The organism is Chlamydia buteonis, from assembly GCF_900634605.1.
In the GTDB taxonomy this organism is placed as follows: Bacteria; Chlamydiota; Chlamydiia; order Chlamydiales; family Chlamydiaceae; genus Chlamydia; species Chlamydia buteonis.
Map to the genome: position 1 here is coordinate 241,097 of NZ_CAAAFM010000002.1, position 26,149 is coordinate 267,245.

Here is a 26,149-nt window from a genome sequence, read left to right on the forward strand (position 1 = left end):
CATAAAGGCTGATCTATTATAGATTTACCAGCATATCTTGTTTTTAGGTTTTCTTTGTGTTTAATCAAAACTCTCCCATCATTTCTGTGAAACAATTAAACAAGGAAATAGCGAACCATCGTATTCTAAACGATATCTCTTTCTCTGTGTATCCTGGTGAAATTGTTGGAATCATTGGTCATAGTGGTTCTGGGAAAAGCACTTTATTGCGTTGTCTTGATTTTCTTATAGCGCCAACTTCTGGATCAATCTCTATAGCTGGTTTCCATACTTCTAGCCCGATAGAAAAAATTTCTCGCACAGCCTTTGCTAAGCGTGTTGCCTATGTTTCTCAGAGTTGTGGCTTATTTTTAGCAAAAACAGTGTTTGAAAATATTGCGTATCCCCTGAAGGTTCGTTGTCCAGAGATGACAAACTCTCTCATCGAAGAGAAGGTTGATGATGCTTTGCATTTTTTTAATCTCTACGAAAAAAAACACGCATACCCAAGTAGATTAAGTGGGGGACAGAAACAAAAAGTAGCGATTGCCATAGCTATTGTTTCTGATCCTACGGTTTTGCTTTGTGATGAAATCACTTCCGCTTTGGACCCTAGATCAACAGAGGATGTTGCGGATAAATTGTTGCAGTTGAATGAAGAAAGGTGTATCACACAAGTATTCGTCTCTCATGAAATCGAAATCATGAAAAAACTCTGTTGCCAGACTTTAGTTATGCATCAGGGAAGCATAGCAGAATTAGGTCCTACTGAGAAACTTTTCTTAAATCCCCATAGCACGATTACGGAAGAACTTTTTCATATGCATTCAATTGCGAAGGGAATTTATGAATATGGAGAGAATGAAGAAATTTTAAGATTAGGCTTTCCGAAAGGGTTGGCAGTTCAAGGAATGATCAGTCAACTAATCCAGAGTGGAGGGATCTCTATGAATATCCTCTCTGGTGATATAAATCTCTTTCGTAAAACTCCCTTGGGTTTCCTTATTGTTGCTTTATCCGGAGAAAAAGAACAAAGAGATTGGGCAAAAAGTTCTCTTAGAGAGAAAGGGGTTATAGTAAAGCAGTTCCAGAAGTCAAGATAGCGGTATTATAGATATGCAAATAGACATGATTTATATGTTAGTTAAAGAAACAGGCAGTACTTTATATATGGTAGCCGCTTCTTTCTTTTTCTCTTCAATACTTGGTGGGCTTTTAGGGTTGGCATTATTCATAACGGCTTCCTATGGCTTAAAGCCAATGAAGGGTTTTCATTCAGTTGTTTCTATTGTTTTAAGTTTTCTTACAGCTATTCCTTTTGCTATTTTAATCGTTATTTTATTTCCGATAACACGTTGGATAGTAGGGACTTCTTTAGGGGCTACAGCATCAATAGTTCCTTTGACTTTTGGCGCTCTACCTTTAGTTGCTTCTTTTGTTTCCGAAGCATTGCGTACCGGGGCGTTAACTTGTGTTGAGCCTGCTATTGTTCTAGGAATACCTAAAATAAAAATACTAAAAGATATACTTTTCCCAGAAATTCTCCCCCAGCTAATTTTTTCGTTAAAAAACCTATTTGTCCATTTGATTGCTTGCTCTACTTTTGCAGGATTTGTTGGAGGAGGGGGATTGGGACAGATTTTACTGCAGTATGGTTATTATCGTTTTGATTTTTCAGTTACGCTATCTGTCTTGATTATCACCTTATTTTTCATTGAAGGTATTCGAATTTTGGGAGATACTTTTGGTCGGCGTATATTACAACATCGAGGGATTTTATGAAAAAAATCAAAATACTCTCGCTACTTGCTTTAGCCATCTCTTTAACAGGTTGTCGCAAGAATTCAGAAGAGGTTTTGCGGATTGCTGCAAGTCCTACACCACACGCAGAGCTTCTTTATAGTTTGGAAAAAGAGGCTAAATCCCTTGGATTGCAATTCAAAATACTTCCTATAGATGATTATCGTGTACCTAACCGTTTGCTTTTAGATAAGCAAATAGATGCAAATTATTTTCAACATGAGGATTTCTTAAAAGATGAGTGTGCTCGGTACCAATGCGAAGGAAAACTTGTTGTTTTGGCTAAAGTACATTTAGAACCTATGGGTTTATATTCTAGTAAAATCCAGTCTCTCGAAGAGCTTAAAGTCAAGGAACAGCTACGTATAGCGGTTCCTATAGATAGAACAAACGAACAACGAGCGCTAGACTTATTGCAAGACTGCAATTTGATTAGTTATAAAGAAGCTTCTCATCTAGATATCACCGCAAAAGATGTCTTTGGTTGTGGAGGGAAAAAGGTTACTATTATAGAAATTGCAGCACCTTTATTAGTATCTTCTTTACCAGATGTTGATGCTGCAGTTATTCCAGGGAACTTCGCCACTGCAGGGGGAATCTATCCATATAAAAACAGTCTATACCTGGAAGATGTCCATGCCTCCAAATACACCAATGTTGTTGTAATACGTGCAGAAGATATGGACGACTCAAGAATGCATAAACTACAACAGCTATTGCAAGGCAGTTCTGTAAAGGATTTCTTTGATGCGAAATATAAAGGGATCTTTTTACTCCAGTGACGCATATGGATGGCTTAAGTAAGAGTTAAACTACCCCGTTCCTAGTAGGTTTAAGGCATATTAGGAAACGATTTTCTTGAATTTTTTTGAAAAATTTTTACCATCTTTCTTTTGATTATTAGAAATTTATGTGAAATCAAGTCAGATTTATGTTGGGTACTGTAGTTTTCAGTCCTAAAGATCCTTTCAGTTCTCCTTTTGAATGTTCTCTACACCCAACTAACTTAAAAAATGAACTTACTAGGTTCAATTCCTGTAGTTGGAATATACATTGGAGCGAAGCGGATATCTACAGTTGCTCAATATAATAAAATGTTTGGATCGAATACGGGAGGGTCTCAGGGTATTATTGAGGATTTAGGTGCAAAGTATAGGATGTACTACCCTATGCAATAGGGCATTATTTTAAAAGTGTTGTTGAGTGTCTAGGTTTAGGAGTTGTTTTCACAATTCTAGAGTTTGTTATTTCTGTGTTGTGTTGATGGCACTGTTGTCTCTAGTTGCCGTTACTTTGGGAGTGATAAAATACTTTTCTTCATTAAGATTCCGTCAATATAACGAAGGTTTTCAACAAAAATCAAATAGGTTTGAGTTGTTAACAGAAATGGTAAGTAAAATAGTTCTAAGAGTTCATCATAAGGTTAGAGAATGATCTTGAAGAGTCAGCACGCATCAAATATTTCTTTCTTTTGAGACATCTCATCTAATTCTTGTTTCATTTTTATTAAGAACACGACATGAATAAAGTCATGTTGTTATTTATAAAAGACGGCCAAAAGAACTCTTAAAGCCGTATTGACTTTTTTCATGTTGCTGGATATAAGGCATTCTTTTAATGCAACGTATGATTAGACATTTATGTTGTATTTCTTTTAGGTGTTTTATGTTTCCTTTCCTTAAGAATCGAGAGTCACTCAGAGCAAAAAACTCTAAAAAAACAGCCTCTACAATTAAGCATGCAAAGCATTACTTGAACGGATATTTGAAGAAAATAGAGCACATTATTGCTGCTAATCCTAAAGAAGTAATAGAAGCATGGAATGAAATGTTGGGAACCAAGTATAATGGAATGTTCCAAGCTTTAGGATTTAAGGATCATATTCTATTAGTAAAGATTTATAATTCTTCTTTATATGCTTCGCTAAAGCAAATGCATCAAAGTCGTTTAATTGCTCGTTTGCATCAAGTAGTTCCTCACGTTAAGATCAAGGAAATACAGTTTTTGTTAGGATAATGTATGGACGCAAAAGAAAAAAATTATGACGCCTCAGCTATCACTGTTTTAGAAGGGCTTCAAGCCGTTCGTGAGCGTCCTGGAATGTACATAGGAGATACTGGGATCACAGGGCTTCATCACTTAGTGTATGAGGTGGTAGATAACAGTATCGACGAAGCCATGGCGGGTTATTGTTCGGAAATCCATGTAAGAATTTTAGAGGATGGTGGGATTACTATCTCTGACAATGGTCGAGGTATTCCAATTCAGACTCATGAAAAGGAATCTAAAAAACAAGGTAGGGATGTTTCCGCATTAGAGGTTGTTCTCACGGTACTGCATGCTGGAGGGAAATTTGATAAGGACAGCTATAAAGTATCAGGAGGCTTACATGGTGTTGGAGTTTCTTGCGTTAACGCTCTGGCTGAAAAATTAGTAGCTACAGTATACAAAGATAAGCAAGCTTATCAGATGGAGTTTTCTAGAGGTGTTCCTTTAACTAGTTTGCAGTTTTTAGGAGCTACTAATAAGCAGGGGACAGAAATTACTTTCTACCCGGATAATAAGATCTTTTCTTCATGTGTTTTTGATCGCTCTATCTTAATTAAAAGATTACGAGAACTTGCATTTTTGAATCGTGGTGTAACGATCATTTTTGAAGATGATCGCGACGTCAGTTTTGATAAAGTTGTCTTTTTCTACGAAGGAGGTATCCAATCCTTCGTTAGTTATTTAAACCAAAATAAAGAAAGTCTTTTTCCAGAACCAATTTATATTTCAAGCAGTCGAACTGGAGATGATGGTGATATTGAATTTGAGGCGGCTCTTCAATGGAATTCTGGATACTCTGAATTAATTTATTCATATGCAAATAATATTCCTACACGTCAAGGAGGAACTCACCTTACAGGATTTTCTACAGCATTAACTCGTGTACTTAATGCCTATATTAAAGCTCATAATTTAGCCAAGAATGATAAGATCTCGTTAACGGGAGAAGACATTCGGGAAGGACTAACTGCTGTAGTTTCTGTTAAGGTTCCTAATCCTCAGTTTGAAGGGCAAACTAAGCAGAAACTAGGAAATAGTGATGTAGGCTCTGTATCACAACAGATCACTGGAGAAGCACTAACAATATTCTTTGATGAGAACCCGCAAATTGCGAAGATGATCGTTGAAAAGGTTTTCATTGCAGCTCAGGCTAGAGAGGCAGCAAAGAAGGCAAGGGAACTGACATTAAGGAAAAGTGCTTTAGATAGCGCACGACTTCCTGGAAAGCTTATTGACTGTTTGGAAAAAGATCCTGCAAAATGTGAAATGTACATTGTGGAGGGGGATTCTGCTGGAGGATCTGCTAAGCAAGGTAGAGACCGTCGTTTTCAGGCTATTTTACCTATCCGAGGTAAGATCTTAAACGTTGAAAAAGCTCGTTTGCAAAAGATCTTCCAAAACCAAGAAATAGGAACAATCATTGCAGCTTTAGGTTGCGGTATCGGATCTGATAATTTTAATTTAAGTAAGCTACGCTATCGACGTATAATTATCATGACAGATGCAGATGTTGATGGCTCCCATATTCGTACTCTGCTATTAACATTCTTCTATCGCCATATGACAGCATTAATTGAAAATGAATGTGTCTATATAGCTCAGCCTCCTTTATACAAAGTAAGCAAGAAAAAAGATTTCCGTTACATTCTTTCAGAAAAGGAAATGGATGATTATCTATTAACTTTAGGAAGTTGTGACAGTAAACTGGTGTTTAAAAACGGAGATCGTGAAATAAGTGGAGAAGCTTTGGACAGCTTTGTCAAGCTTATCTTAAACGTAGAAAACTTTATCGTTGCTTTAGAGAAAAAAGCTGTTCCTTTTTCTGAATTTTTAGAAATGCGTAAGGAAACTACAGGCTATCCTTTATATTATAGCCCTCCGCAAAGCGGGAAGCAATGTGGACGCTATTTCTATTCTTTTGAGGAAAAAGAAGAAGAGATGTTGTCTAGAGAAGATTCGGATTCTATTAAGGTTATTGAATTATATAAAACATCGATCTTTGCAGAAATTCAAGAGGAATTGCGAGACTATGGTTTAGATATTCGCCATTATCTCAATCCGAAAGATTCTGAAATGGTGATAACTAATGAAGATTCAAAAACGCTGCCTTATACTTGTTATACTTTAAAAGAGGTTATCGATCATCTCAAAGCCCTTGGAAGAAAAGGTATAGAAATTCAGCGTTATAAAGGTCTTGGAGAGATGAATGCTGATCAGCTTTGGGATACAACTATGAATCCAGAACAGAGAACTTTAGTTCGTGTGTCATTGAAAGATGCTGTTGAGGCAGATCATATCTTCACTATGCTTATGGGAGAAGAGGTGCCTCCAAGAAGAGAATTCATTGAAAATCACGCTCTATCAGTTAAGATGAATAATTTGGATATTTAGGAGACGGTTATCACTATGTTGAACAAAGAAGAAATCATTGTCCCTAAAAATCTAGAAGAAGAAATGAAGGAAAGTTACCTTCGTTACTCTATGTCGGTAATTATTTCTCGGGCGCTTCCTGATGTCAGGGATGGTTTGAAACCTTCGCAAAGACGTATTCTTTATGCGATGAAGCAGTTAAACCTCACTCCTGGTGCGAAGCATCGTAAATGCGCTAAAATTTGCGGTGATACTTCCGGAGATTACCATCCTCATGGAGAGAGTGTTATTTATCCTACGTTAGTGCGTATGGCTCAAAATTGGGCGATGCGTTATCCACTAGTCGATGGTCAAGGAAACTTCGGCTCTATTGATGGGGACCCTGCGGCTGCTATGCGTTATACGGAAGCCCGTTTAACCCATAGCGCGATCTTCCTAATGGAAGATTTAGATAAGGATACTGTAGATATGGTATCCAACTATGACGAAACTAAGCACGAACCTGTTGTTTTTCCTTCGAAGTTTCCTAATCTTCTTTGTAATGGTTCCTCTGGTATTGCTGTAGGTATGGCAACAAATATACCTCCTCATAACCTCGGAGAGTTAATAGAAGCCACGCTATTGGTGTTGAGTAAGCCTGACGCTTCTATAGAAGAAATCTTAGAAGTAATGCCGGGACCAGATTTCCCCACAGGGGGATTGATTTGTGGTAGTGAGGGTATCCGCTCTACCTACTATACAGGAAGAGGAAAGATAAAAGTTCGTGCACGTCTTCATGTAGAAGAGAACACGGATAAGCATCGCGAGAATATCATTCTTACAGAGATGCCCTACAATGTAAACAAATCGAGATTAATCGAACAAATTGCTGATCTTGTTAACGATAAGACTTTATCAGGTATTTCCGATGTTCGAGATGAATCAGATAAAGATGGTATCCGTGTTGTTCTCGAGCTTAAGAAGGGAGAGTCATCTGAAGTTGTTATCAACCGTCTCTATAAATTTACTGATATTCAAGTAACTTTCGGAGCAAATATGCTCGCCTTGGATAAAAATCTTCCAAGGACAATGAATATTCATAGAATGATTTCTGCATGGGTGCGCCACCGTACAGAGGTAATCCGCAGGAGAACTCGTTATGAGTTAAATAAAGCTGAAGCACGTGCCCATATCCTTGAAGGTTTCTTAAAAGCTCTTTCTTGTTTAGACGATGTTGTACACACAATCCGTAATAGTGATAGTAAAGAACACGCTAAGCATCAATTGATTGAAAAGTTCGGATTTACTGAACATCAGTCCATTGCTATTCTTGAGTTGCGTTTATACCAACTTACCGGATTGGAAGCTGAGAAAATTCAAAAAGAATATGATGAGTTAGTAAATAAAATTGCTTACTACAAACGTGTTCTTGCTGATGAAGGTTTAGTAAAAGATATCATTAGAAATGAACTTCAAGAGCTTCAAAAGCTTCATAAAACTCCTCGTAGAACTACGATAGAATTTGATGCCGATGACATTCGTGATATCGAAGATATTATCACCAACGAACCTGTGATTATTACAATATCAGGAGATGACTACGTAAAAAGAATGCCTATAAAAGTCTTTAGAGAACAGAAACGCGGTGGTCATGGTGTTTCCGGATTTGACATGAAGAAAGGTTCGGACTTTTTAAAGGCAGTATATTCAGCATCAACAAAAGACTACCTACTTATTTTCACCAATTTTGGACAATGTTATTGGTTGAAAGTATGGCAATTGCCAGAAGGGGAAAGACGAGCTAAGGGTAAACCGATCATCAACTTTCTTGAAGGTATTCGTCCTGGAGAACAATTAGCAGCTGTTCTTAATATTAAGAATTTTGAAAATGCTGGATTCTTATTCTTAGCAACCAAACACGGTGTAGTCAAAAAAGTAGCTCTTGATGCTTTCAGCAATCCTAGAAAGAAAGGTATTCGCGCTCTAGAAATAGATGATGGTGATGAGCTTATTGCTGCTGCGCATATTACTAGCGAAGAAGAAAAGGTCATGCTATTCACGAGATTGGGGATGGCTGTACGCTTTCCTCATCATAAGGTGCGACCTATGGGAAGAACAGCACGTGGAGTACGTGGAGTTTCATTGAAAAATGAAAAAGATCGTGTAGTTGCTTGTCAAATTGTTAGAGATGATCAATCTGTTCTTGTTGTCTGCGATAATGGCTTTGGTAAACGCTCTCAAGTAGAAGATTTCCGAGAAACTAATCGAGGGGGGGTAGGAGTACGTTCTATTCTTATCAATGAGAGAAATGGAGATGTTCTTGGAGCAATTTCTGTGACAGATCACGATAGTATCTTACTCATGTCAGCACAAGGACAGGCTATTCGTATTAACATGCAGGATGTACGTGTGATGGGAAGGTCTACTCAAGGTGTACGCTTAGTTCATGTTAAAGAGGGTGATACCCTTGTTGCAATGGAAAAACTCTCATTAAATGCAGATGAGACTCTGACAAATATTGAAGAAGAGAGTGCCTCACCACAAGTATAAAGGAATACAGCCATGTTTATAGTGATTGAAGGATGTGAAGGGTCAGGAAAAAGCTCTTTAACAAAACTTCTAAAAGATAAGCTTATGGCTGAGGGGAAAGCCGTTGTAGCGACTAGAGAACCTGGAGGATCCTCCTTAGGGGAACGAGTACGCAATTGGATTTTAGAACCCTCTACAATAGAGTTTTCTCCTTATACGGAGCTTTTTTTATTTCTTGCAGCACGTGCGCAACACATAACTGAAAAAATACTACCAGCTTTAGAATTAGGGAAAATTGTGGTATGTGACAGGTTCCATGATTCTACAATTGTCTATCAAGGAATAGTTGGAGGGCTAGGTAAGGAATATGTGACAAATCTCTGTCATTGTGTTATAGGACAAAAAAAAATTCTTCCAAATCTTACCTGCCTTTTAGATATTCCTGCTGATGAAGGACTAAAAAGAAAACAACAACAAAAATCTTTTGACAAGTTTGAAAATAAGTCTTTAGCTTATCACACGAAAATTCGCGAAGGTTTTTTATCTCTTGCCGAGTCACGTCCTGACAGCTATCTTGTTTTAGATGCTAGACAACCTATAGAGGAATCGCTTAACAAAGTTATGACCGCTTATACAGAATTAGCCTTATGCAAATAGAAGGAAAGATAACTAATGAACCTTGGGAAGCTTTACTTGATAACATTAGTCAAGATAAGGTATCCCATGCTATTTTATTGCACGGAAGTTCGTTATCTATTCTTTCTCAATATGCTTATAACTTAGCCTCTCATATTCTGCTAAAAGATACTCCTGAAGCACAGTATAAGATTTCCCAAAAAATACATCCTGATATTCAAGAGTTTCTGCCTTCTGGAAAGGGAAGATTGCATTCTATAGAGATTCCTAGGGACATCAAAAAACAGATCGCAATACTTCCATATGAAGGCTACTATAAGATTTATATTATTCATGAAGTAGATCGTATGACTTTACCTGCGATCTCTGTATTTTTAAAAGTCCTCGAAGAGGCTCCATCTCACAGTGTAATCATACTGACATCTGCAAAACTTCAACGTATACCAGCAACGATTCATTCACGAAGTTTATCTATACATATTCAAGGACAAGAAAAGACAAACCCTAATGAAGAAGAAATCGCATATCTACTCAAGTATGCCTCAGGACAAATGAGTATTACAGAAGTAGGCAAAATAGTTAAAGGTAGTGCAGATACAGATAAACAAGTGCTCAGAGATAAAGCTAAATACCTTTTAGAAGTTCTTTTAACATTATTTAGAGATAGATTTATGCTTTCTTTAAATATAAGTGCAAGTGCTATGACTTATCCTCAATACGCTAAAGGTATTCTTAATCTGCCTATACTTCCTCTTGAAAAGGTGCTTGTGATTATAGAAAAAGCCTATCAAGCTTTAGATAACTCTTCATCAGCGACAAGCTGCATGGAATGGGTAGCCTTACAACTTGCATCACTGAATCATCGTTCTTCGATATTAATTGAACGTACTTGTCCATAAGGGAACAGTTTCCTGCATTTTTTGTAAAACAAGAGCAGGAATTTCATGCCCGCCATTAAAAGAAATAAACTCTCCATGTAAATGTGAAGATAAGAGCTTGTTTAGCCGTTCCCCATGGTAATAGGGCAAAATAGTATCTTGATATCCGTGACTTTGAATAAAAGGAACCTTAGCACATAAATTGATATTATTTTCCCAGCCTTTATCTAATAGTAATGCGCCAGAACAAATTAAAGCTCCTCGATAAGGGATTTTTGAAGATAAAATAAGATGAGTAGTGATCATGGCACCTTGGCTAAAGCCTCCTAGAATAATGTCATATCGCGGACGATCCAACTCTTCAATAAGGTTTTCTAAAGCTGCTTTTGGTCTCTCAAAATCTATATTGAATAATTTTTGGTATTGTTCTTCTGTTTCTGGGGTAATATCCGGATTAGAAATCAAGCTCTGAAATAAAGGAACGTCTAAAGGAAACCAAGCTCTTCCACCCTCAAATTCATAAGAAAGTTGTTCAACACCATGAGGAAATACCCATGTAGGACGTATTCCTTTAAAAGGACATGCTGAAGGGAAAAATGCTAAATTGTCGGCATCTGCTCCATAGCCATGACAAAAGATAATAATAGGATCATCAGGATCGCCAGGACATACTATGGAATCTAATCCAGCAAACTTACGACGAAAAAATGAATACTCCATGAATGCTCTCAAAAGTAACTTATAATAAAAATTTAGACCAAATTAGTCGGATTGATTTTAGAGATCAAGGGTTTCTTTGAACCAATAAGATATAGAAAAATTTATAATTTTTTCTTCTATAGGGGAAATGATTAATGTCATTTATTTTAAATAACTTTAATACTTCTTGTGAAATAGATTCTATATTGAAAAAATTGGATTTAGAAACATGACTATGCTAAAGTCTTCTCAAAAAAAAATAAAACCCATTTTAGTTTTTTGCAGAGAAATATTAGAGAATGGCTAATTCTGGAGTTTTTATGTCTGTTACGGATCCAGATTTTTTTTTACAACAAGCTGCAGATTATTTAGATCAAGGAAAGGTTATAGCCTTCCCCACAGATACAGTTTATGGTTTAGGAGTAGCATTAAATTACCCAAATGCCGAAGAGAAAATCTATGATTTAAAACACAGAGATAGGGGAAAATCGTTGGTCATGTATGTTAATACTATCGAGGATATTGAAAAATTCTCGGGATGTACATTATCAACACATGCACTTAAGTTATCACAGAAGTTCCTACCGGGGCCTTTGACTTTGCTCGTTGACCATAAAAACCCTAGATTTCACCAAGAGAAACTAGGATTTAGGATTCTTTCTATTCCTATAGTGAACAAGCTCATCGATCTCGCAGGCCCTCTACTTGGAACTTCTGCAAACATTTCCAATTTCCCTCCAGCAATAACCTCTAATGAAGTGATTGAAGACTTCTTTCAAGAAGATATTTGTGTTATTCCAGGCTTCTGTTCCTACGGACTAGAGTCCACTGTAGTCTCTGCAGATCCTTTAAAGGTCTATCGAGAGGGAATAGTTCCTCATCAAGTTATTGAAGACGCTGTAGGGGAAAAGATAGATGCTTGCTTACACACGCACCACATATTTTCTCAACATATGCAAATTTATACAGTAAAAGATGAAGATGCTCTAAAAATTTTTCTTGAGAGAAACTCTCGATTTCAGGGTGTAATCTGCAACAACCCTAAACCATGTGATTTTTACCCTACCTTAAGACAAGCATTCAGATCCGTCGAGCCTGTTGCGGTATTTATCTACGATCAGGAAACATCAGCATATCCGGAGCTAATACCTTATCTAATTCCGTATAGTTATACATACACTTCGTGAATGTCATGATCATAGATATGCACTGCGACCTTCTTTCTCATGAAACTTTTTCCTATGAAGATCCTTGCGTGCGCTGCTCTCCAAGTCAATTACTCTCTGGGGGAGTGAGCAAGCAAGTTTGTGCTATATTCACTGAGCATAGCATGAGCTCTCCAAACGCTGATACACAAAATCAACTATTTTTTCACCTTCCTGATTCGGATAACCGTATCCGTTTAATTACTTTTGATTCTGATAACGTAAATCATGACGCTGGGGAAAATACTCTCTCTATTATTCGTAGTATAGAAAATGCTTCGGGATTGGGTTCTGATTCCCAACATCTCAGTAAGCTATTCATAAAACTTCTAGATCTATTTTCTATGGGGCCTATTGCTTATTTGGGGATTGTCTGGAATGGAAGAAATCGTTTTGGCGGAGGAGTTTTTGACCCCTATAAACTTACTTCTGATGGGAAACGTTTATTAGAAATTATGAATCAATTGGCTATTCCTATAGACCTTAGCCATTGTTGTGATAAACTCTCCGATGATATTTTAGACTATACTTTAGACAAACTGCCTAACATGCAGGTTCTTGCTAGCCACTCTAACTTTCGATCAGTAAAAAATATCCCCAGAAACCTTACTGATGCCCATGCAAAAGAAATCGCATCTAGAGGAGGGGTTATTGGTTTAAATATAGTAAATTACTTTGTTGGGTCTTCTTTACAAGGATTAAAAGAACATATCCATCATGCTGAAAAATTGGGAATTGTAGATAAACTTGTCCTAGGAACAGATTTTTTCTATTCTAATGAAAAAGAAAAGTTTTTCCCAGATTGTTCTACAGCTAAAGATCATCCCAATATCCATAGCATTTTATCCGATAATTTAAACATGGAATCCACAGAAAAAGTACTCTGGAAATCTGCTCAACAATTCTTAAATCAGACTATTAGTCTTCAAAAAGAACGAAGGAATGTTTGTTTAGATATATAAAAAAACCCGAAGCATTGCGCCCCGGGTTCATTAAGAGATAGCTATATGCAGAAGAAATAATCTTATGATTCTTCGCTAGCCTCTTCAGCCATTTCGGTGTCGTTGTCGCTATCTTGATTCCTTTGACTCTCCGATTGATCATCACTCGAAGACGAACTCCTAGAAGTTGGGATAACGGCTCCAGGGGAGGACTTTTTCAATCTGCCAAAACTAGTGAACATGGCAGCAAAGCGACTGCTAAGTTCTGTTGGGCTACCAGCATGCTTACTTAATGAAAACGTAGAACTACTTTTTCTTAAAGGGCTAAGAGAGGAAGGGGATAGAGCCGAAGCGTTAGGTTCTGATAACTGTCGTTGTATTTGACTAATTGTTTCTAGAGCTGAGTTTAATTCTTCCGTTTTTGCATTTAACATTCGTGTTAATCTAGAGACCTCATACTCATGGTCTTTGGTAAACCGTTCTATTACATCTTGGTGACTGACAATACATCGATCAAAATTTGCGGATGTTTCGTGAAGTTGAGACTCTAAATCTTTAACTGTATCCTCTAGGTGCCCCACCTTAGCTCGTTCAGCTTCTAACGCACCTTGAGATCTTTCAAGTCGTTCTTCTGTTTGACCAAGAGTTTCTTCTGCTGCTTGTAGACGCGCTTCAACCGCACCTAAGTTTTGACGAGATTGAATTAGTAACTGTGAAGATTCGTCTAAACGACTTTGAAGGTTACTTCCCAATTCTCTTGTAGTTGTCAGTGCTTCAGAAATTTCTGCAAGTTGTGTTTGAGATGCACTCACTTCTCCTTGCAATCGGTTAACCTCTTCTGTTTTCTGTTTGACTACTTGTTTCATACTCATAAGTTCAGTAGCCAAAACGACTTCACCCTCATTATCCTGTGGCTTTTTAAGAATACGGAGAGCCACTCCAAAGGAAGCCAAACTCGTCCCAAGCGCAAGAACAGTTGCTCCTAAAGCAATAGAAAATGCCGGAGGCAAACTTGTAATCGTTAAGGTTAAGAGTAAAATACCGGATATAACTAAAATAATACCCACAGCAATAAGGGTTAAACTAACAGTCTTGCGACTAACATGAGAGTGTTGACATATCCGATTTAATACAGAAACCCTTTCCAATGCCTCTTCATGAGAGGAGGACCTTAATATAGAAGGTATCATATCTGAAACTACTTAAAATAATAAAATCAGTAATATTTTAACAAATTCATTATTATTTTTTTAGAAAAAAGAAAATTAAATAAATCTTTATAATAAGTAGTTAACTACACAAATAATAAGTTTAACCATAATTAAAAGAATTAAAACTTTTTTTTGACTAAAAAGTAAGACTTATCACATGGAGGCAATGTCTTCTGAAGCATCTTCGAATAGATCTTCATGTTCATCGTCATCAGAGGAAAGGAGATGTGTTTCATCTTGAAGTTCTATGTTCTGATTCATAGGTTGAGGAAAGGTAATAGCCAATAAGCGAGCAGGCTGATCATGAGTTGTCGAAGGTGTAGTTAAAAATCGTGAGATTGAAGAGATCGATGAAGAAATAGTATTGAACCAGGTTGAAGTTAATTCTTCTTTGGTTTTAGGGATTGGAGTAGCTTCTAAAGTAGAAATACGATTTTGAAGACAACTAATTTGGAAATTCTGTGCGGCAATCTGAGTTTGTAAATCCAGATTCTTTTGATTTGCTTGTTCTAAATTACTCTCTAATAGAGTTGAACAAGATTTTGCACTTTCTACAATTTGTTCTGAAAGCTCTTTGTCGGCCTTTCGTTCTCTCTGTTCACGCTGCATCAAATAGAGATGAGAGATTCCTTGAGCACTCAAGCTGAAGGCACGTATATCCTGAATTCCTCCAACAAATAAAGCTGCTCCTGTAATACCCAAACCTAGACTGATACCGGGGCGGAACCATGTAGTTAAAAGAAGTTGGGAAATTACAGCACCAACTATACAGCCTATACCAAGAACTATTTCCACCATTGCGATGACTGTTCTTGTTTTCCCCATAGAGTGTACGCTACCGTATGTTAAAGTATCTAAAGAAGAGGGGAAGAGAATCGAAAGAATGGGATCTGTATTCTTTTCTTGGGGCATAGGCAATCCGTGTTCCCTGAGAACATTTCTAATCTCTAGATAATTTTTCCTCCAGACTGCGTTTTGATAATAGACTACCTTAAGACAGTAGGCGATAGTTGCTGAACCTATAACTATTGCTGATACACCTAAAGAGATACTTAGTGCCGAAGTAAGTCCTAAAGGAAGAATCAATACACAAATGCCAACTATAAGAAGAATGGTTCCTAGGGCAAGGGCCGCAATAACTGCTAAAAAAGTTTGCCGCTCATTTTTAATGAAATTAAGGTTATTTGCTAATATGGAAATAGTTTTAACTTCATTATTTGAATTTTTAAATTGAATTTCAGGAGCAACAATCATAAGTTTAAGAAAAAACACTAAAAATAATCATGTTAACACCTCATTATAAATGATGTAAATCTAATTTTATTTACAAAAAAAAATGAAGATTAGTTTGAGTATTCTAATAAACACAACAAACTAATATGCTATTCTTTTTTTTAAACGATAGCTAAAGCTGTTTTCAGATGGTTGCCTATGTTTGGATTTAGTTAGAAGAGAAGCTATACAATTGGCTCTTGTGATGAGAAACAATGATATCCACAGCTTCCTCTGATGAATCTACCAGGTATAAATGTCCCGGACATGTATGCGTATAATGTAAGTTTTTCATCCACTCTACTAAAGGCCCCCAAAACTGCATGCCTACAAGAACAACAGGATGAGGAACCTCTAGGTATCTGAAGTTGTCTAGGGCAAAAAAACATTCACTTACGGTACCTAGTCCTCCGGGAAACACTACACATCCAGAAGCTTTGCCAACCATTCCTTCTAAACGATGAGAGATATGGGAAACCTGTAAATAATTTTCTTTGGGTATATGATCATTCAATTCCTCGCCCTTTAAGATAAATCCTAAAGATGACCCCTCAGCTAGTACAGCACCAGCATTAGCAGCTTCCATAATCCCCGGACCTGCTCCAGTAACCACAGCGTAACCATTCTTAACTAATAGATATCCTATATTCTGAGCTTTTTTATAATTTTCATCTGTAGGACAGAGTCCGCCAGCCACAACGATCCAGGGACAATGAGCTTGATGAAATTGTGTAGCGGAAATGATCTGCTCACAATCGTGGATATCCAGAGCCTCCCAATTTTGAGAAAAACCAACGTTGGGGGAAATACACATTAATAATGTGAAATAAAAATAAAGAAATCGCATTCTATAAAACTAATTTTATCAAAAAAATGCATTATTATATATAATCCCGGATATTTAATTAGCAAATACTATCAAGATATAGTAGGGGGGGGGAATTAGTTTATAAACTTTACTCTATTTTAGTTATACGCTAGCGTGTACCTCTAACCCTATTTTAGGACATGTATTTGTTATCTACAGACTAGAGCAGTTAAAAATGTTTTCTTTTCAGATAAAATATTTCAAACAATTATTAAATATAAAATACGCTGTATTTTCTGCCTTATTTCTTTCTGCGACTACGGTATTCGCTCTAACATTCCCTGAGATAGCGTTAGGATTCAGTGAGAAAGGATTTTCAACTGTACTCCTAGGTGGATGTGCTTTTCTATGTGCTAGAACTGTAGGCATACTGGTAAACCAGATAATTGATCGTGATATAGATAAGAAAAATCCTAGAACAACTTATAGAGTGTTACCCGCAAAAAAATTATCGATAAATTTTGTTTTATTAATCACGGTACTTGCCTCCTTATTTTTTCTAGTTCCCTGTATATTTTTAAGTAAAGAATGCTCCTGGCTAGCCTTATTAGCTATTCTACTTATGATTATTTATGCCTATGCAAAACGTGTCACCTACTTGTGTCATTGGATCTTAGGTCTTATTTATTACCTTGCGATTCTTATGAATTTCTATGCTTTATCTTCAAGACCTCTCTCTTTAAAAATGTTTATCATAACCTCCCTATGGGGAATAACGGCTGCTATGATCATTGCTGCTAATGACATTATCTATGCTATTCAAGATTTAGAGTTTGATAGGAAAGAAAAGCTCCATAGCATTCCTGCATGTTTTGGGAAAGCACAGGCTATTCGTGTTGCTTCAGTATGTTTACTACTAAGTTTGCTATCTTATGTAGCCATGGCCGTGCTTGCATCTTTTAATAAATTAGGGCTTGTATTGTCTCTATTACCTGTATTAGTTATTGGGAAAACCATCAAAAATTATTACTCATTGGACAAGAATCATGTTAATCTCGAGAGATGCTTTTTTAAGGGAAACATCTACCTTGCTTTATCCTTTTTTATCGTCATGGTAAGTTTATTAATTTCATAATAGATGGATACGAATGAAACGTTATATCGTAGGCATTTCAGGAGCTTCAGGAATAGTATTAGCCGTCAAGCTCATACAAGAACTATCTAAAATGCAACATGATGTTGAGGTAATTCTTTCTGCAGCAGCAATGAAAACGCTCTATTATGAATTAGATACCTCTTCTTTGCTGTCTTTAATTCCTAAAGAAAGTCATCGGTATATTCACCAACATAATATCAAGTCTATAGAAAGCAAATTGGCCTCTGGGTCCTATCATGTCGATGGGACTATTATCGTTCCATGTAGTATGGCTACAGTAGCAGCTATTTCAATAGGCTTAGGTGATAACCTTTTAAGAAGAGTTGCTGATGTAGCTTTAAAGGAGCGAAGGAAGTTGATCTTAGTTCCTAGAGAAAGTCCGTTGCATTCCATCCATTTAGAAAACTTATTAAAATTGTCGCAAAATGGAGCAATAATCTTGCCACCGATGCCTATGTGGTACTTCAAACCACAAACTATTGAAGATATTAATAACGATATCGTCGGAAAAATTCTCTCTTTACTAGATATAGAGAGCAAGTTAGAAAAGATTTGGATCAACCCAGCCTAATTGGTACGTTTACCATTTATTACTTCATGAAGATTTTCAATAGCAATAAAAGCATAAGGGTCTTCTCTGTGAACGATTTCTTTAAGTTGTGAAAGCTGTAAACGCTCTACAACAATATAAAGAATGTTTCTAGGCTCTCCAGAATAGCCACCCTCGGCTTGAATATAGGTAAGACCAACTCCCAAGTTTTCCATAAGGATTTGACCCAGTTTTCTTGGAGACGAGGTGATAATGGTAACAGATTTTGTATCTTCAAGACCCAGAATTACCATATCCATAACTTTCGTTGCAATGCCGTAAGTTAAGAAGGATACGAATGCCGTATGCCAATTCTGATAGACAATACCTGCCAAAGCAAAGATAAAAAAGTTAGCAAAAAGAATAACCTGGCCAACAGTATATCCTCTTTTTTTATTTATAATGATACCCATAATCTCGGTACCATCCGTAGATCCTCCATGACGGATGATCAAACCGCAACCTACCCCTATAATAGCTCCACCAAAAACTACTGTTTCCATCTCAGACCCTTTAAAAACGATAGGGCTAAATCCAAACCATAAAGGTAAGGAATCAATCAGCCATAGGGCACATGAAAAAATGATCACAGCAGTCATCATTTGAATTACAAAATACTTACCAATCTGTTTAAAGGCTAAAATGACAAAAGGTAGATTGAATAGTATTAAGCAAAACGGCAAATATTTATGACCAAAAAAATGCGAGGCAATAAGGGATAAACCTACGATACCACCATCAATAAGTTCATTTGGAACTAAAACCATTTGAACTCCACAGGCAGCTAAAAACCCTCCAAGAATAAACCAGCTTAGGGTCTTGGAAAAGTACAGAGGAAAGCTAAACTTCGTTAAACGAGTTCCGTGGGGCATTTTCAACCTCTGATTGTATGTTCGCGAGAGACGGGGCTTGAACCCGCAACTTCCGCCTTGACAGGGCGGTGCTCTAACCAATTGAACTACTCCCGCAAATGGACACGACAGGATTTGAACCTATGACCCCCTGTGTGTAAGACAGGTGCTCTAACCGCTGAGCTACGCATCCAAACAAGATTAGGTCATAAGTTAGCAGAAGAAATAGTTTAATCACAACCATTTTTACTCTGACAATTAAGAAAGCTTGTTGTTGCAAGTAAAAGTTCGATAAAGACACACCTTAAGATGTTTCCAATAGCATTTCTAATTTTGAGAAAATGCGAAGATACAAAGACAATGGTCTGTGTTTCTTTAGAGAAAATATTTATAAATTTAAAAAAGGAGTTAGAAGAACTAAATCTTATTCCTAAAAAAATTCTCTTGTTTTTAGAGTAAACTAGAACTGCATCGTAGCAGATTCAAAAATCTATGGAATAGATCGGTAGAGATAGTTTTCTACCGATTTTCTAATAAGGAATACTTAAGAAAGACTCGATCAGTTTAATCAAAGAGTGTAGCTCCTGATTCAGAGCTCATAAAATTATCAAAGGCTTCTTGTAACTGTAGAAACTCAGTTTCGCTAGTCAAAGCTAGAGGAGAATTTCTTACGAGTAAAGGAACCACGGTTATGTAATTTTCCAAAAGAGTTCGACACTCGTCGGAAATATCTTCATCCATTACTATTTGACAATCACTTAAAGAAAAGAACTTACGTTTCCCATCATCAATTAAAAGCTTGGGAATACCACAGGCATATTCTTTTCCTGTAGTCACAAGTCGCATTCCTTTCCACTCTTCGTTATGTTCGCTAGCAGGAAAATTTACATTAAAGCCTGATAAAATTGGGAGAGGCATCGACAAAGCATACAAAGAGAGTCTCTTGAGTATCTCAGGGGCATTTTCTTCCTGAAAGAAAGAAATGTGTTGTTCTTGAGAAAAAGCTATGGAGGGGATACCCGATAAAACGGCTTCCATAGCAGCTCCAGCAGTTCCAGAATAAAAAATATTTCTTCCTGCATTAGATCCATGATTAATTCCAGATAGTACAAGATCAGGCAAAGCATTGCGGAATAAATCACCCAAAGCTAGCTTAATGCAATCTACAGGGCTACCAGAAACTGCCCAGGCTCCAGCGACAGGCTGAGGATAGTCAACCTTTTCTATAGAGACTGGTTGTGTATAGGAAAATGCCATGCTTTTCCCTGACTGTTCCGTAGTAGGAGCAATTATATAGAGATCAGCAAAGTCTGCTTTTAGTAAATTTGCAACTAAAAGACTCATTCCTTTAGCGGAAATGCCGTCATCATTAGTTAACAGAATCTTTAATCTTTTGTGCATAAAATTACCGAAAAAAAATAAACCCCACTATAATTAAAGTAGTAAGACTAATCTATAAAAATATGTTTAATTAGTTTTGTTTTTTTGAGCTTTCGACAACCCATGTTGTTCAATAGCGAGAGCAATATTATGTCTTGCTTGAGGAAAAACATCTTCTAATAACTTTAATGCTGCTTCTGTTTTTGTTCTTAAAGATACAACTGGACAACGACAAGTAACTCGAGCAAATCCACTTTCCTTAGAGAATTTTCTTATCCAAGATTCAGGGGTAAGTATTAAGGGGCGTAAGATAGTAACACCAAAGTGGACCATATCTAAAACTGGTAACATTCCGGCAAATTCTGCTTTATGTAAGAGATTCATCAAAGCTGTTTGGACTACATCATCACGGTGATGACCAAAAGCTACGGCAGTAGCCCCCACATCTTTTGCTGCTTGGAACAGTAAACGTCTTCTAACTTGAGAACAGGAATAACACTCTGGCACTTCAGGGTCATAGGGGGAGTTTATCGAACTATAGGGAACGTGAATCTTATCACAAATATTAGCTAAATACTGCTTGCTTACTTCGGAACCACAAGAATATTTCCCTCCGATATTGACAGCATAAAGATCAAGCTTTGGGAAGCCCCTCCCAGAAATAGCTTTAAGCATTAAAAGCAAAGAAAGGCTGTCTTTGCCTCCACTAAGAGCTACCACGATCTTGCTGTGATTTTCCAACATGGAATAGGTATACAAAGCCTTACGGACTAAGCTTTCTATACGTTTGCCAGATTTAATCCACGGAGGGTGTAGGTGTAGAATAGACATAGGAAAATAGTAAAAGGATAGAATAAAGCTTGCAATACAATATTAGTTTTTATGAAAACTTGTAATTGGTTTTTATCCTTATCTTATTTAAACTTTCCTTTAAAAGCCTTGCTTTGAGAAGAATTGTATGACAAAAAAAGTTAACAGAAATGATCCATGCCCATGCGGTTCTAATAAGAAATATAAGCAATGTTGCCTTAAGAAGGATAGTCAACCAGCACGCTACACCTCAGAAGGCAAGTTCAAATTTTCTGCAGAAGTTGTAAATTCAAGTGTTGCAGGCAATAGTTGCACACAATTGTTCCAACGTCTTTCTGGAAGCATAACATCCGAACAAAAGCAAGCGGTTGATAAGTATTACGAAATTACTAAAAATAAAACTCCCATTGGCAAGAAAACTATTAAAAAAGCTAAATTTAAAGAAGATCGTTTGGTTTCTGAACAATTGAAGAAACATAATTTCCAAGTTATGGATACAAACTTGTCTTTAGATCCTTCCGGTAGAGGAGCAAACTTTGTTACCGAAGAATTTATTCCTACCCAAGAAGATTATCGTATTTCAGAAAATACTGATTCTGACTTGGAAGAAAATAACCAATAGCGTATAAATTGACTTCCTATTGGTTAACTAAAGTTTTCTCTTCAAGCAGTAGGGTTCCCAATTTTTTGCTGGAGTAGCTCAATTGGCAGAGCATTCGATTTGTAATCGAACGGTTGAGGGTTCAAGTCCTTTCTCCAGCATTCTATGGGGGTGTCGCATAGCGGTCAATTGCATCGGACTGTAAATCCGACTCCTTACGGATACGTTGGTTCAAATCCAGCCACCCCCAAGATTTTCTTTATTTCTCCTCCTTCTTTTTATTATCATTTTTTATTTATCAAATCTAATTAATTTTACTAGGATTAAACTAAACAGATTAAAAATTGACCTATAATTTATTATCTGATTTTTATTAGAAAAAAATCGGAATAATAAATGACTACTTCTAATAATAACACTAATGATTGTTATTTTTCTGTGGATTCGACTTTTGAAGGTGATGTTGCTTCCGGAAATGTGCAGACAGACGACGTTAGATCTCAAAGTATAGATTCCACTAATAGCTTTGTTGTAAATCCTCCTGGAACATCAACTTTTTCAGGAAAAATAAACGTAGAAGGACTTACTTCAGCTAACAAACTTAATATAACTGGCAACAATGTATCTGTAAATTTGAACGGCAATAGATTGAGTAACGTTGCTAGACCCTTAAGCCCGTCATCTCCAGTACCGGCAAATTATATACGTTCTCCAGAGTACTTTTTCTGCTCACTCCATGAGTTTGGAAGGATCAACATTGATGCAAAGCAACCAGTCCCCATCCTAGGATCTAACAGGCTGGTCTACCAATCGCAAAATATTTTTTCCCACATACGCTTTGTAGACTACTCTAAAGGAAATCAAAGAGTTACATATCCAGGATCCCACTGGGTTCAATTATTAAGCAAAGGCATCTACATGATAGATTACGGCATTAATAAACGGTGGGGATGGGATAATGGCTGGGGAGACGACGTACATATGAAAAATGGTTTAGGCACTATTTATAGTAGCAATACTATTTATAGTGGGGGAGGATACTCTGGATTTGCAAGTTTATCCACAGCTTTTCATGTCCTTACGCTGGCTGAAGATCCAAATGGGATTATAACAAATAATAACAAGACAGACAAGATAAAAAAAAATCTATTCAGCGCACAACTAGTAGGTAATTGGGCTGTTTTAAGTGCTTTTTATTTTGGAATAATTTTCTATCCAGACAATGAGGAATAGCTATGGATGATAAAGATAAAACTATTTCTAGATTCACATCGGATAATCCTAATAATCAAGCTAGAGAAACTGATCCCAATGCAACAGGAGTTAAAGACCAAAACCTCTACTTAGACAATTCCACATTAAACATTAATGGCAATTTAAATATCGAGGACGACTTTGATGCTGGTACATTAACTGTAACCAATGACGTAAATGCAAACTGTGATTTCTTTGCTGGCAGCAAACTCTCAGGAAAGAATGGGTTTTCTTTACGGGATACAGTTTTAAATGGGAACATCAGCATTACCTCTTCTAACAATCCGAGTGTTGGGAATATCTCCGATCCCCTTTCCCAACGCGACGCTTTAACTTTCAACTACTATAAAAAAAGCTCTGTACAAGCCTATACCTGCATGTTAGACCATCGCGGCACATATAATATTCCTGCAAATTCTATTTTAGATTTAAAAAGCGGAACTTCAAAAGATATTGAAAATTATACATTGATGTACCGCAACTACTTCTACGTTGAGGGTAAGGATCTTGTTATTAAAACTCCAGGAATCTATCAAGTCACTTTTGAAATCACTAGAATAGGAGGACAACACTCAGGAAATGATGAGGTGAATTTATTCTTAAGGCTAGATCAAGGTAGTCAATTCGAAAACTTATGCACAGCAGACACTCGTGGTCATTATCCTACAGATAGAACATCCACGGCCTTGTATGCAATTTTCTCTATTTCAGATGTCTCTTCGCAACCTATCGTCAGAGTCTATACAAACGCACATATACAGAGCATGTTTTCTACTATAAGTGTGATTTGGTTCCCATTTGCATCAAGATTTCCCGAGGAGGATTAAAATATGTCAACACCTAAAACTAATATTAGCTTCCCCACATTTGTTCGTTTTAATATCTATTCTAAAGACCTATCTGAAGAGAAAAAAAAACAGGCCATAACAGTATCGAAAACAATAACAGCCAAAAACACTAACCTTCAAAACCTAACCTGCACCAATGGGAGCCTCAACTGCAAGCAGGACCTATTTGTTAGTGGGGACATGAATATTGATACAGGGACCAAAAATCAAGCAGACTTCTTTGGCAGAGTAAACCTCAGCAATCATACAATCTCATGCAGCGAACAAGAATTTAACATGAATCGTCAAAAATTGCCGCAACAATATGTCCCTTATCATGTTTTTCAAAGTAATAAAATTGCGGTTTCTATGCGTTCTGCTACTTCAGGAGGACATGTAGGCAGTGGGGACGTGAAGTATGGTGCTTGGATTCCTTGGGATAAATTTAACACTGCAATTGAACAACAAGAGAATTCTGATGTGTATGTAGGCAAAGGGATCAACTCTTGTTATCTGAATTTTCATGCAACCCCAGAAAATCCTAGACTTTTCCGTATTAGTATCATTATGTCAAAGCACGGTGGCTGGTTGGATAACGGAATAGGAGGAGAGTGTTTGTTAGTCGCGGTTGTCGACGGCAAAGAGACATTTTTACAAGGATCCACCTGTTCAGGAACAAGTTACTACAGGCCTAAACCTATGGAATGGATTGCAACTACATTTTTGGCAAAAAATAACGGGTGTTTCATACTGAAAAACTTATCGTATGGTTGGCGGGCAGCTTCATTTTCTTGGAACGTAGTGCAACTGCCTTATTTTGAATAAATACACTAAACTTTTGCCCGGAAACTATTTTCCGGGCACTTTTTTCACAACTCGACCTACCAAGTCATAACCTACATATTCCGTAATTTCGATAAGATAACGTTCTCCAAATCCCGAAACTAAACGCGCTTCATTCACAATAATACAGGGATCTACTTCTGGAGCCTGACCATAAAAACGAGCTATGAGTAAAAGTTCACTATCTGGATGATATCCATCAATAACAGCTTCCACAATTTTCCCTACAAACTGCTTATTATGTTTCTCAACATTTTTCTTCTGTGTTTGAGAGAGGATTTTTAATCTCTTTGATTTTACGCTCTGAGGTATTTGGTCTGGCATCTCAGCAGCTAAAGAACCATTTTCTTGAGAATAAGAAAAGATACCTAAGTTATCTATCCATCCTTCTCTAACGAAATCTACAAGCTCCTGAAATTCTTCATCAGTTTCTCCTGGGAAGCCAACAATAAATGACGAACGAATATAGACATGGGGAATGCGTGCACGCAACTTAGTTAATAAATCTAAAATTTGTTCTCTAGATGTTGTCCTTAACATCTTTTTTAATACCCGATTATTGATGTGTTGAAGAGGAATATCAACATAAGGGAGTAGGCGCTGATCTTTTTCCATAAGATCAATAATGGTATCGTCTACTTCATCAGGATACAAATAGAGCATTCTGATCCAATAGTCCCCTGGCTCCTTAAGCATTTCTCTTAATACACTATCTAAGCAAGATTTGCGATCCTTAGACAGATCTTTACCATAGTCACCTAAATCTTGAGCAATGAGAATGACTTCTTTTACTCCCATTTTTAACAACAAGCGAAATTCTTTAATAACCTGCTCTAAAGGTTTACTTCTTAATCCTCCCTTAATAGTAGGAATAATACAGAAAGCACAGCGCTTACGACACCCCTCAGCTATTTTCAAATAGGCATAGTGCTTCGGTGTTGATAATTTTCTAGGAATTTCCCCCATTTCTAAATAACTTTTAGAAGATAACTTTTCTCCACTTTCCTTAGATTCTATAGCCGATAAAATATGTTCAACATCTCCAGAACCTAAAACATAATGTACATAGGGGAGCCAAGGCTTTAACTCCTCTTTATGCTTAGAAACCATGCAACCGGTTAGTATAATCTTGGCAGTTTCTTTCTTCTCACTGATTATTCGTTGAAGATAATCCGTAGATTCATCTCGAGCAGCTTTTAAAAATCCACAAGTATTCAAAATCAAATAATCAGCTTCTTGCAGTAGTTCGGTAGCTTCATAACCGGCTTTTAATAAAATCCCGAGCATTACCTCACTGTCTACAAGGTTCCTTGAGCAGCCCAAACTAATAAAATGAATTTTATTTTTTGAAGTTACCCCTTTAAAAAAAAACTGTTCTTTAGTTGACATGAAGATTCTCTTATAATTATGGGGAAGTTTTCTTGATTCTTTTTGAAAATAAATATAGTATCATAAGCAATTTATCATTTTCTTAAAAGGATT

At 36.8% G+C, this 26,149-nt stretch carries 24 protein-coding genes and 4 tRNA genes; 18 read left to right on the forward strand and 10 right to left on the reverse strand.

The window, feature by feature from the left end; genetic code table 11:
- Positions 1-56 precede the first annotated feature (56 nt).
- The 8 genes from E1N70_RS04510 (at position 57) to E1N70_RS04550 (ending at position 10,241) form a co-directional block, all read left to right on the forward strand.
- Positions 57-1,082: a methionine ABC transporter ATP-binding protein gene (locus E1N70_RS04510; protein WP_131744350.1), complete on the forward strand. Its 1,026-nt coding sequence runs from the start codon at positions 57-59 to the stop codon at positions 1,080-1,082.
- Between the two features lie 13 nt (positions 1,083-1,095).
- Positions 1,096-1,761, forward strand: coding sequence for an ABC transporter permease subunit (locus E1N70_RS04515; protein ID WP_131744351.1), 666 nt, complete (start codon positions 1,096-1,098; stop codon positions 1,759-1,761).
- On the forward strand, positions 1,758-2,561 hold the full coding sequence (locus tag E1N70_RS04520; protein ID WP_131744352.1) for a MetQ/NlpA family ABC transporter substrate-binding protein: 804 nt from the start codon (positions 1,758-1,760) through the stop codon (positions 2,559-2,561). Before E1N70_RS04515 ends, E1N70_RS04520 begins: the two co-directional genes overlap by 4 nt.
- Before the next feature lie 883 nt (positions 2,562-3,444).
- Entirely contained in the window at positions 3,445-3,795 is a 351-nt protein-coding gene (locus E1N70_RS04530; protein ID WP_131744353.1) for a DciA family protein, read from the forward strand.
- Between the two features lie 3 nt (positions 3,796-3,798).
- Complete coding sequence (gene gyrB, locus E1N70_RS04535; protein WP_131744354.1) at positions 3,799-6,219, forward strand: DNA topoisomerase (ATP-hydrolyzing) subunit B; 2,421 nt, start codon at positions 3,799-3,801, stop codon at positions 6,217-6,219.
- A gap of 15 nt (positions 6,220-6,234) precedes the next feature.
- Positions 6,235-8,727 (forward strand): DNA topoisomerase (ATP-hydrolyzing) subunit A, encoded by a 2,493-nt coding sequence (gyrA, locus tag E1N70_RS04540; RefSeq protein WP_131744355.1) that lies wholly within the window; start codon positions 6,235-6,237, stop codon positions 8,725-8,727.
- 12 nt (positions 8,728-8,739) lie between these two features.
- The gene (gene tmk / locus E1N70_RS04545; protein WP_131744356.1) at positions 8,740-9,363 is read left to right on the forward strand and encodes a dTMP kinase; all 624 of its coding nucleotides are present in this window, start codon (positions 8,740-8,742) and stop codon (positions 9,361-9,363) included.
- Positions 9,354-10,241: a DNA polymerase III subunit delta' gene (locus tag E1N70_RS04550; RefSeq protein WP_131744357.1), complete on the forward strand. Its 888-nt coding sequence runs from the start codon at positions 9,354-9,356 to the stop codon at positions 10,239-10,241. Before tmk ends, E1N70_RS04550 begins: the two co-directional genes overlap by 10 nt.
- On the opposite strand, the gene E1N70_RS04555 is transcribed toward E1N70_RS04550, so the two are convergent.
- A complete protein-coding gene (locus E1N70_RS04555; RefSeq protein ID WP_131744358.1) occupies positions 10,218-10,940 on the reverse strand; it encodes an alpha/beta hydrolase family protein in 723 nt (240 codons plus the stop codon). The genes E1N70_RS04550 and E1N70_RS04555 overlap by 24 nt on opposite strands.
- Before the next feature lie 299 nt (positions 10,941-11,239).
- Here E1N70_RS04555 and E1N70_RS04560 point away from each other — a divergent pair, with 299 nt between their 5' ends.
- Both E1N70_RS04560 and E1N70_RS04565 read left to right on the forward strand, forming a co-directional pair.
- Complete coding sequence (locus E1N70_RS04560) at positions 11,240-12,106, forward strand: L-threonylcarbamoyladenylate synthase (protein ID WP_131744445.1); 867 nt, start codon at positions 11,240-11,242, stop codon at positions 12,104-12,106.
- Between the two features lie 5 nt (positions 12,107-12,111).
- Positions 12,112-13,086: a membrane dipeptidase gene (locus E1N70_RS04565; RefSeq protein WP_208638315.1), complete on the forward strand. Its 975-nt coding sequence runs from the start codon at positions 12,112-12,114 to the stop codon at positions 13,084-13,086.
- Between the two features lie 62 nt (positions 13,087-13,148).
- Here the strand turns inward: E1N70_RS04565 and E1N70_RS04570 are convergent, their stop codons facing one another.
- The 3 genes from E1N70_RS04570 to E1N70_RS04580 all read right to left on the reverse strand — a co-directional run bounded on the left by E1N70_RS04570 (position 13,149) and on the right by E1N70_RS04580 (position 16,362).
- Positions 13,149-14,255, reverse strand: a complete 1,107-nt coding sequence (locus E1N70_RS04570) for an IncA family protein (protein ID WP_131744360.1) — start codon at positions 14,253-14,255, stop codon at positions 13,149-13,151.
- Positions 14,256-14,429: 174 nt separating this feature from the next.
- Positions 14,430-15,530 carry a CPSIT_0556 family inclusion membrane protein gene (locus E1N70_RS04575; RefSeq protein ID WP_131744361.1) on the reverse strand — a complete coding sequence of 367 codons (1,101 nt, stop codon included), beginning with the start codon at positions 15,528-15,530 and terminating at the stop codon, positions 14,430-14,432.
- A 187-nt stretch (positions 15,531-15,717) separates the two neighbouring features.
- Complete coding sequence (locus E1N70_RS04580; RefSeq protein WP_131744362.1) at positions 15,718-16,362, reverse strand: LOG family protein; 645 nt, start codon at positions 16,360-16,362, stop codon at positions 15,718-15,720.
- Positions 16,363-16,591: 229 nt separating this feature from the next.
- Between E1N70_RS04580 and E1N70_RS04585 the strand changes: the two genes are divergently transcribed.
- The gene (locus E1N70_RS04585) at positions 16,592-17,491 is read left to right on the forward strand and encodes a UbiA-like polyprenyltransferase (protein ID WP_131744363.1); all 900 of its coding nucleotides are present in this window, start codon (positions 16,592-16,594) and stop codon (positions 17,489-17,491) included.
- A 13-nt stretch (positions 17,492-17,504) separates the two neighbouring features.
- Positions 17,505-18,083 (forward strand): flavin prenyltransferase UbiX, encoded by a 579-nt coding sequence (locus E1N70_RS04590; protein WP_131744364.1) that lies wholly within the window; start codon positions 17,505-17,507, stop codon positions 18,081-18,083.
- Here E1N70_RS04590 and E1N70_RS04595 read toward each other — a convergent pair.
- The 5 genes from E1N70_RS04595 to E1N70_RS04615 all read right to left on the reverse strand — a co-directional run bounded on the left by E1N70_RS04595 (position 18,080) and on the right by E1N70_RS04615 (position 21,163).
- A complete protein-coding gene (locus E1N70_RS04595) occupies positions 18,080-18,973 on the reverse strand; it encodes a YitT family protein (RefSeq protein WP_131744365.1) in 894 nt (297 codons plus the stop codon). The genes E1N70_RS04590 and E1N70_RS04595 overlap by 4 nt on opposite strands.
- Before the next feature lie 22 nt (positions 18,974-18,995).
- A tRNA-Asp gene (locus E1N70_RS04600) sits at positions 18,996-19,069 on the reverse strand.
- A gap of 3 nt (positions 19,070-19,072) precedes the next feature.
- Positions 19,073-19,145: transfer RNA gene (locus E1N70_RS04605), tRNA-Val, on the reverse strand.
- 371 nt (positions 19,146-19,516) lie between these two features.
- Positions 19,517-20,353, reverse strand: coding sequence for a 5'/3'-nucleotidase SurE (gene surE, locus E1N70_RS04610; RefSeq protein ID WP_131744366.1), 837 nt, complete (start codon positions 20,351-20,353; stop codon positions 19,517-19,519).
- A 66-nt stretch (positions 20,354-20,419) separates the two neighbouring features.
- Positions 20,420-21,163, reverse strand: a complete 744-nt coding sequence (locus E1N70_RS04615) for a tRNA 2-thiocytidine biosynthesis TtcA family protein (RefSeq protein ID WP_131744367.1) — start codon at positions 21,161-21,163, stop codon at positions 20,420-20,422.
- 127 nt (positions 21,164-21,290) lie between these two features.
- Between E1N70_RS04615 and E1N70_RS04620 the strand changes: the two genes are divergently transcribed.
- The 6 genes from E1N70_RS04620 to E1N70_RS04645 all read left to right on the forward strand — a co-directional run bounded on the left by E1N70_RS04620 (position 21,291) and on the right by E1N70_RS04645 (position 24,649).
- Positions 21,291-21,764 (forward strand): YecA family protein, encoded by a 474-nt coding sequence (locus tag E1N70_RS04620; RefSeq protein ID WP_131744368.1) that lies wholly within the window; start codon positions 21,291-21,293, stop codon positions 21,762-21,764.
- Positions 21,765-21,831: 67 nt separating this feature from the next.
- Positions 21,832-21,904 (forward strand) — tRNA-Thr (locus tag E1N70_RS04625).
- A gap of 6 nt (positions 21,905-21,910) precedes the next feature.
- Positions 21,911-21,993: transfer RNA gene (locus E1N70_RS04630), tRNA-Tyr, on the forward strand.
- A gap of 146 nt (positions 21,994-22,139) precedes the next feature.
- Positions 22,140-22,976 (forward strand): hypothetical protein, encoded by an 837-nt coding sequence (locus tag E1N70_RS04635; RefSeq protein ID WP_131744369.1) that lies wholly within the window; start codon positions 22,140-22,142, stop codon positions 22,974-22,976.
- Between the two features lie 2 nt (positions 22,977-22,978).
- Positions 22,979-23,824 (forward strand): hypothetical protein, encoded by an 846-nt coding sequence (locus tag E1N70_RS04640; RefSeq protein WP_131744370.1) that lies wholly within the window; start codon positions 22,979-22,981, stop codon positions 23,822-23,824.
- A gap of 3 nt (positions 23,825-23,827) precedes the next feature.
- Entirely contained in the window at positions 23,828-24,649 is an 822-nt protein-coding gene (locus E1N70_RS04645; protein ID WP_131744371.1) for a hypothetical protein, read from the forward strand.
- Positions 24,650-24,673: 24 nt separating this feature from the next.
- Here E1N70_RS04645 and rimO read toward each other — a convergent pair whose 3' ends face one another.
- Entirely contained in the window at positions 24,674-26,056 is a 1,383-nt protein-coding gene (rimO, locus tag E1N70_RS04650; RefSeq protein WP_131744372.1) for a 30S ribosomal protein S12 methylthiotransferase RimO, read from the reverse strand.
- Positions 26,057-26,149 lie beyond the last annotated feature (93 nt).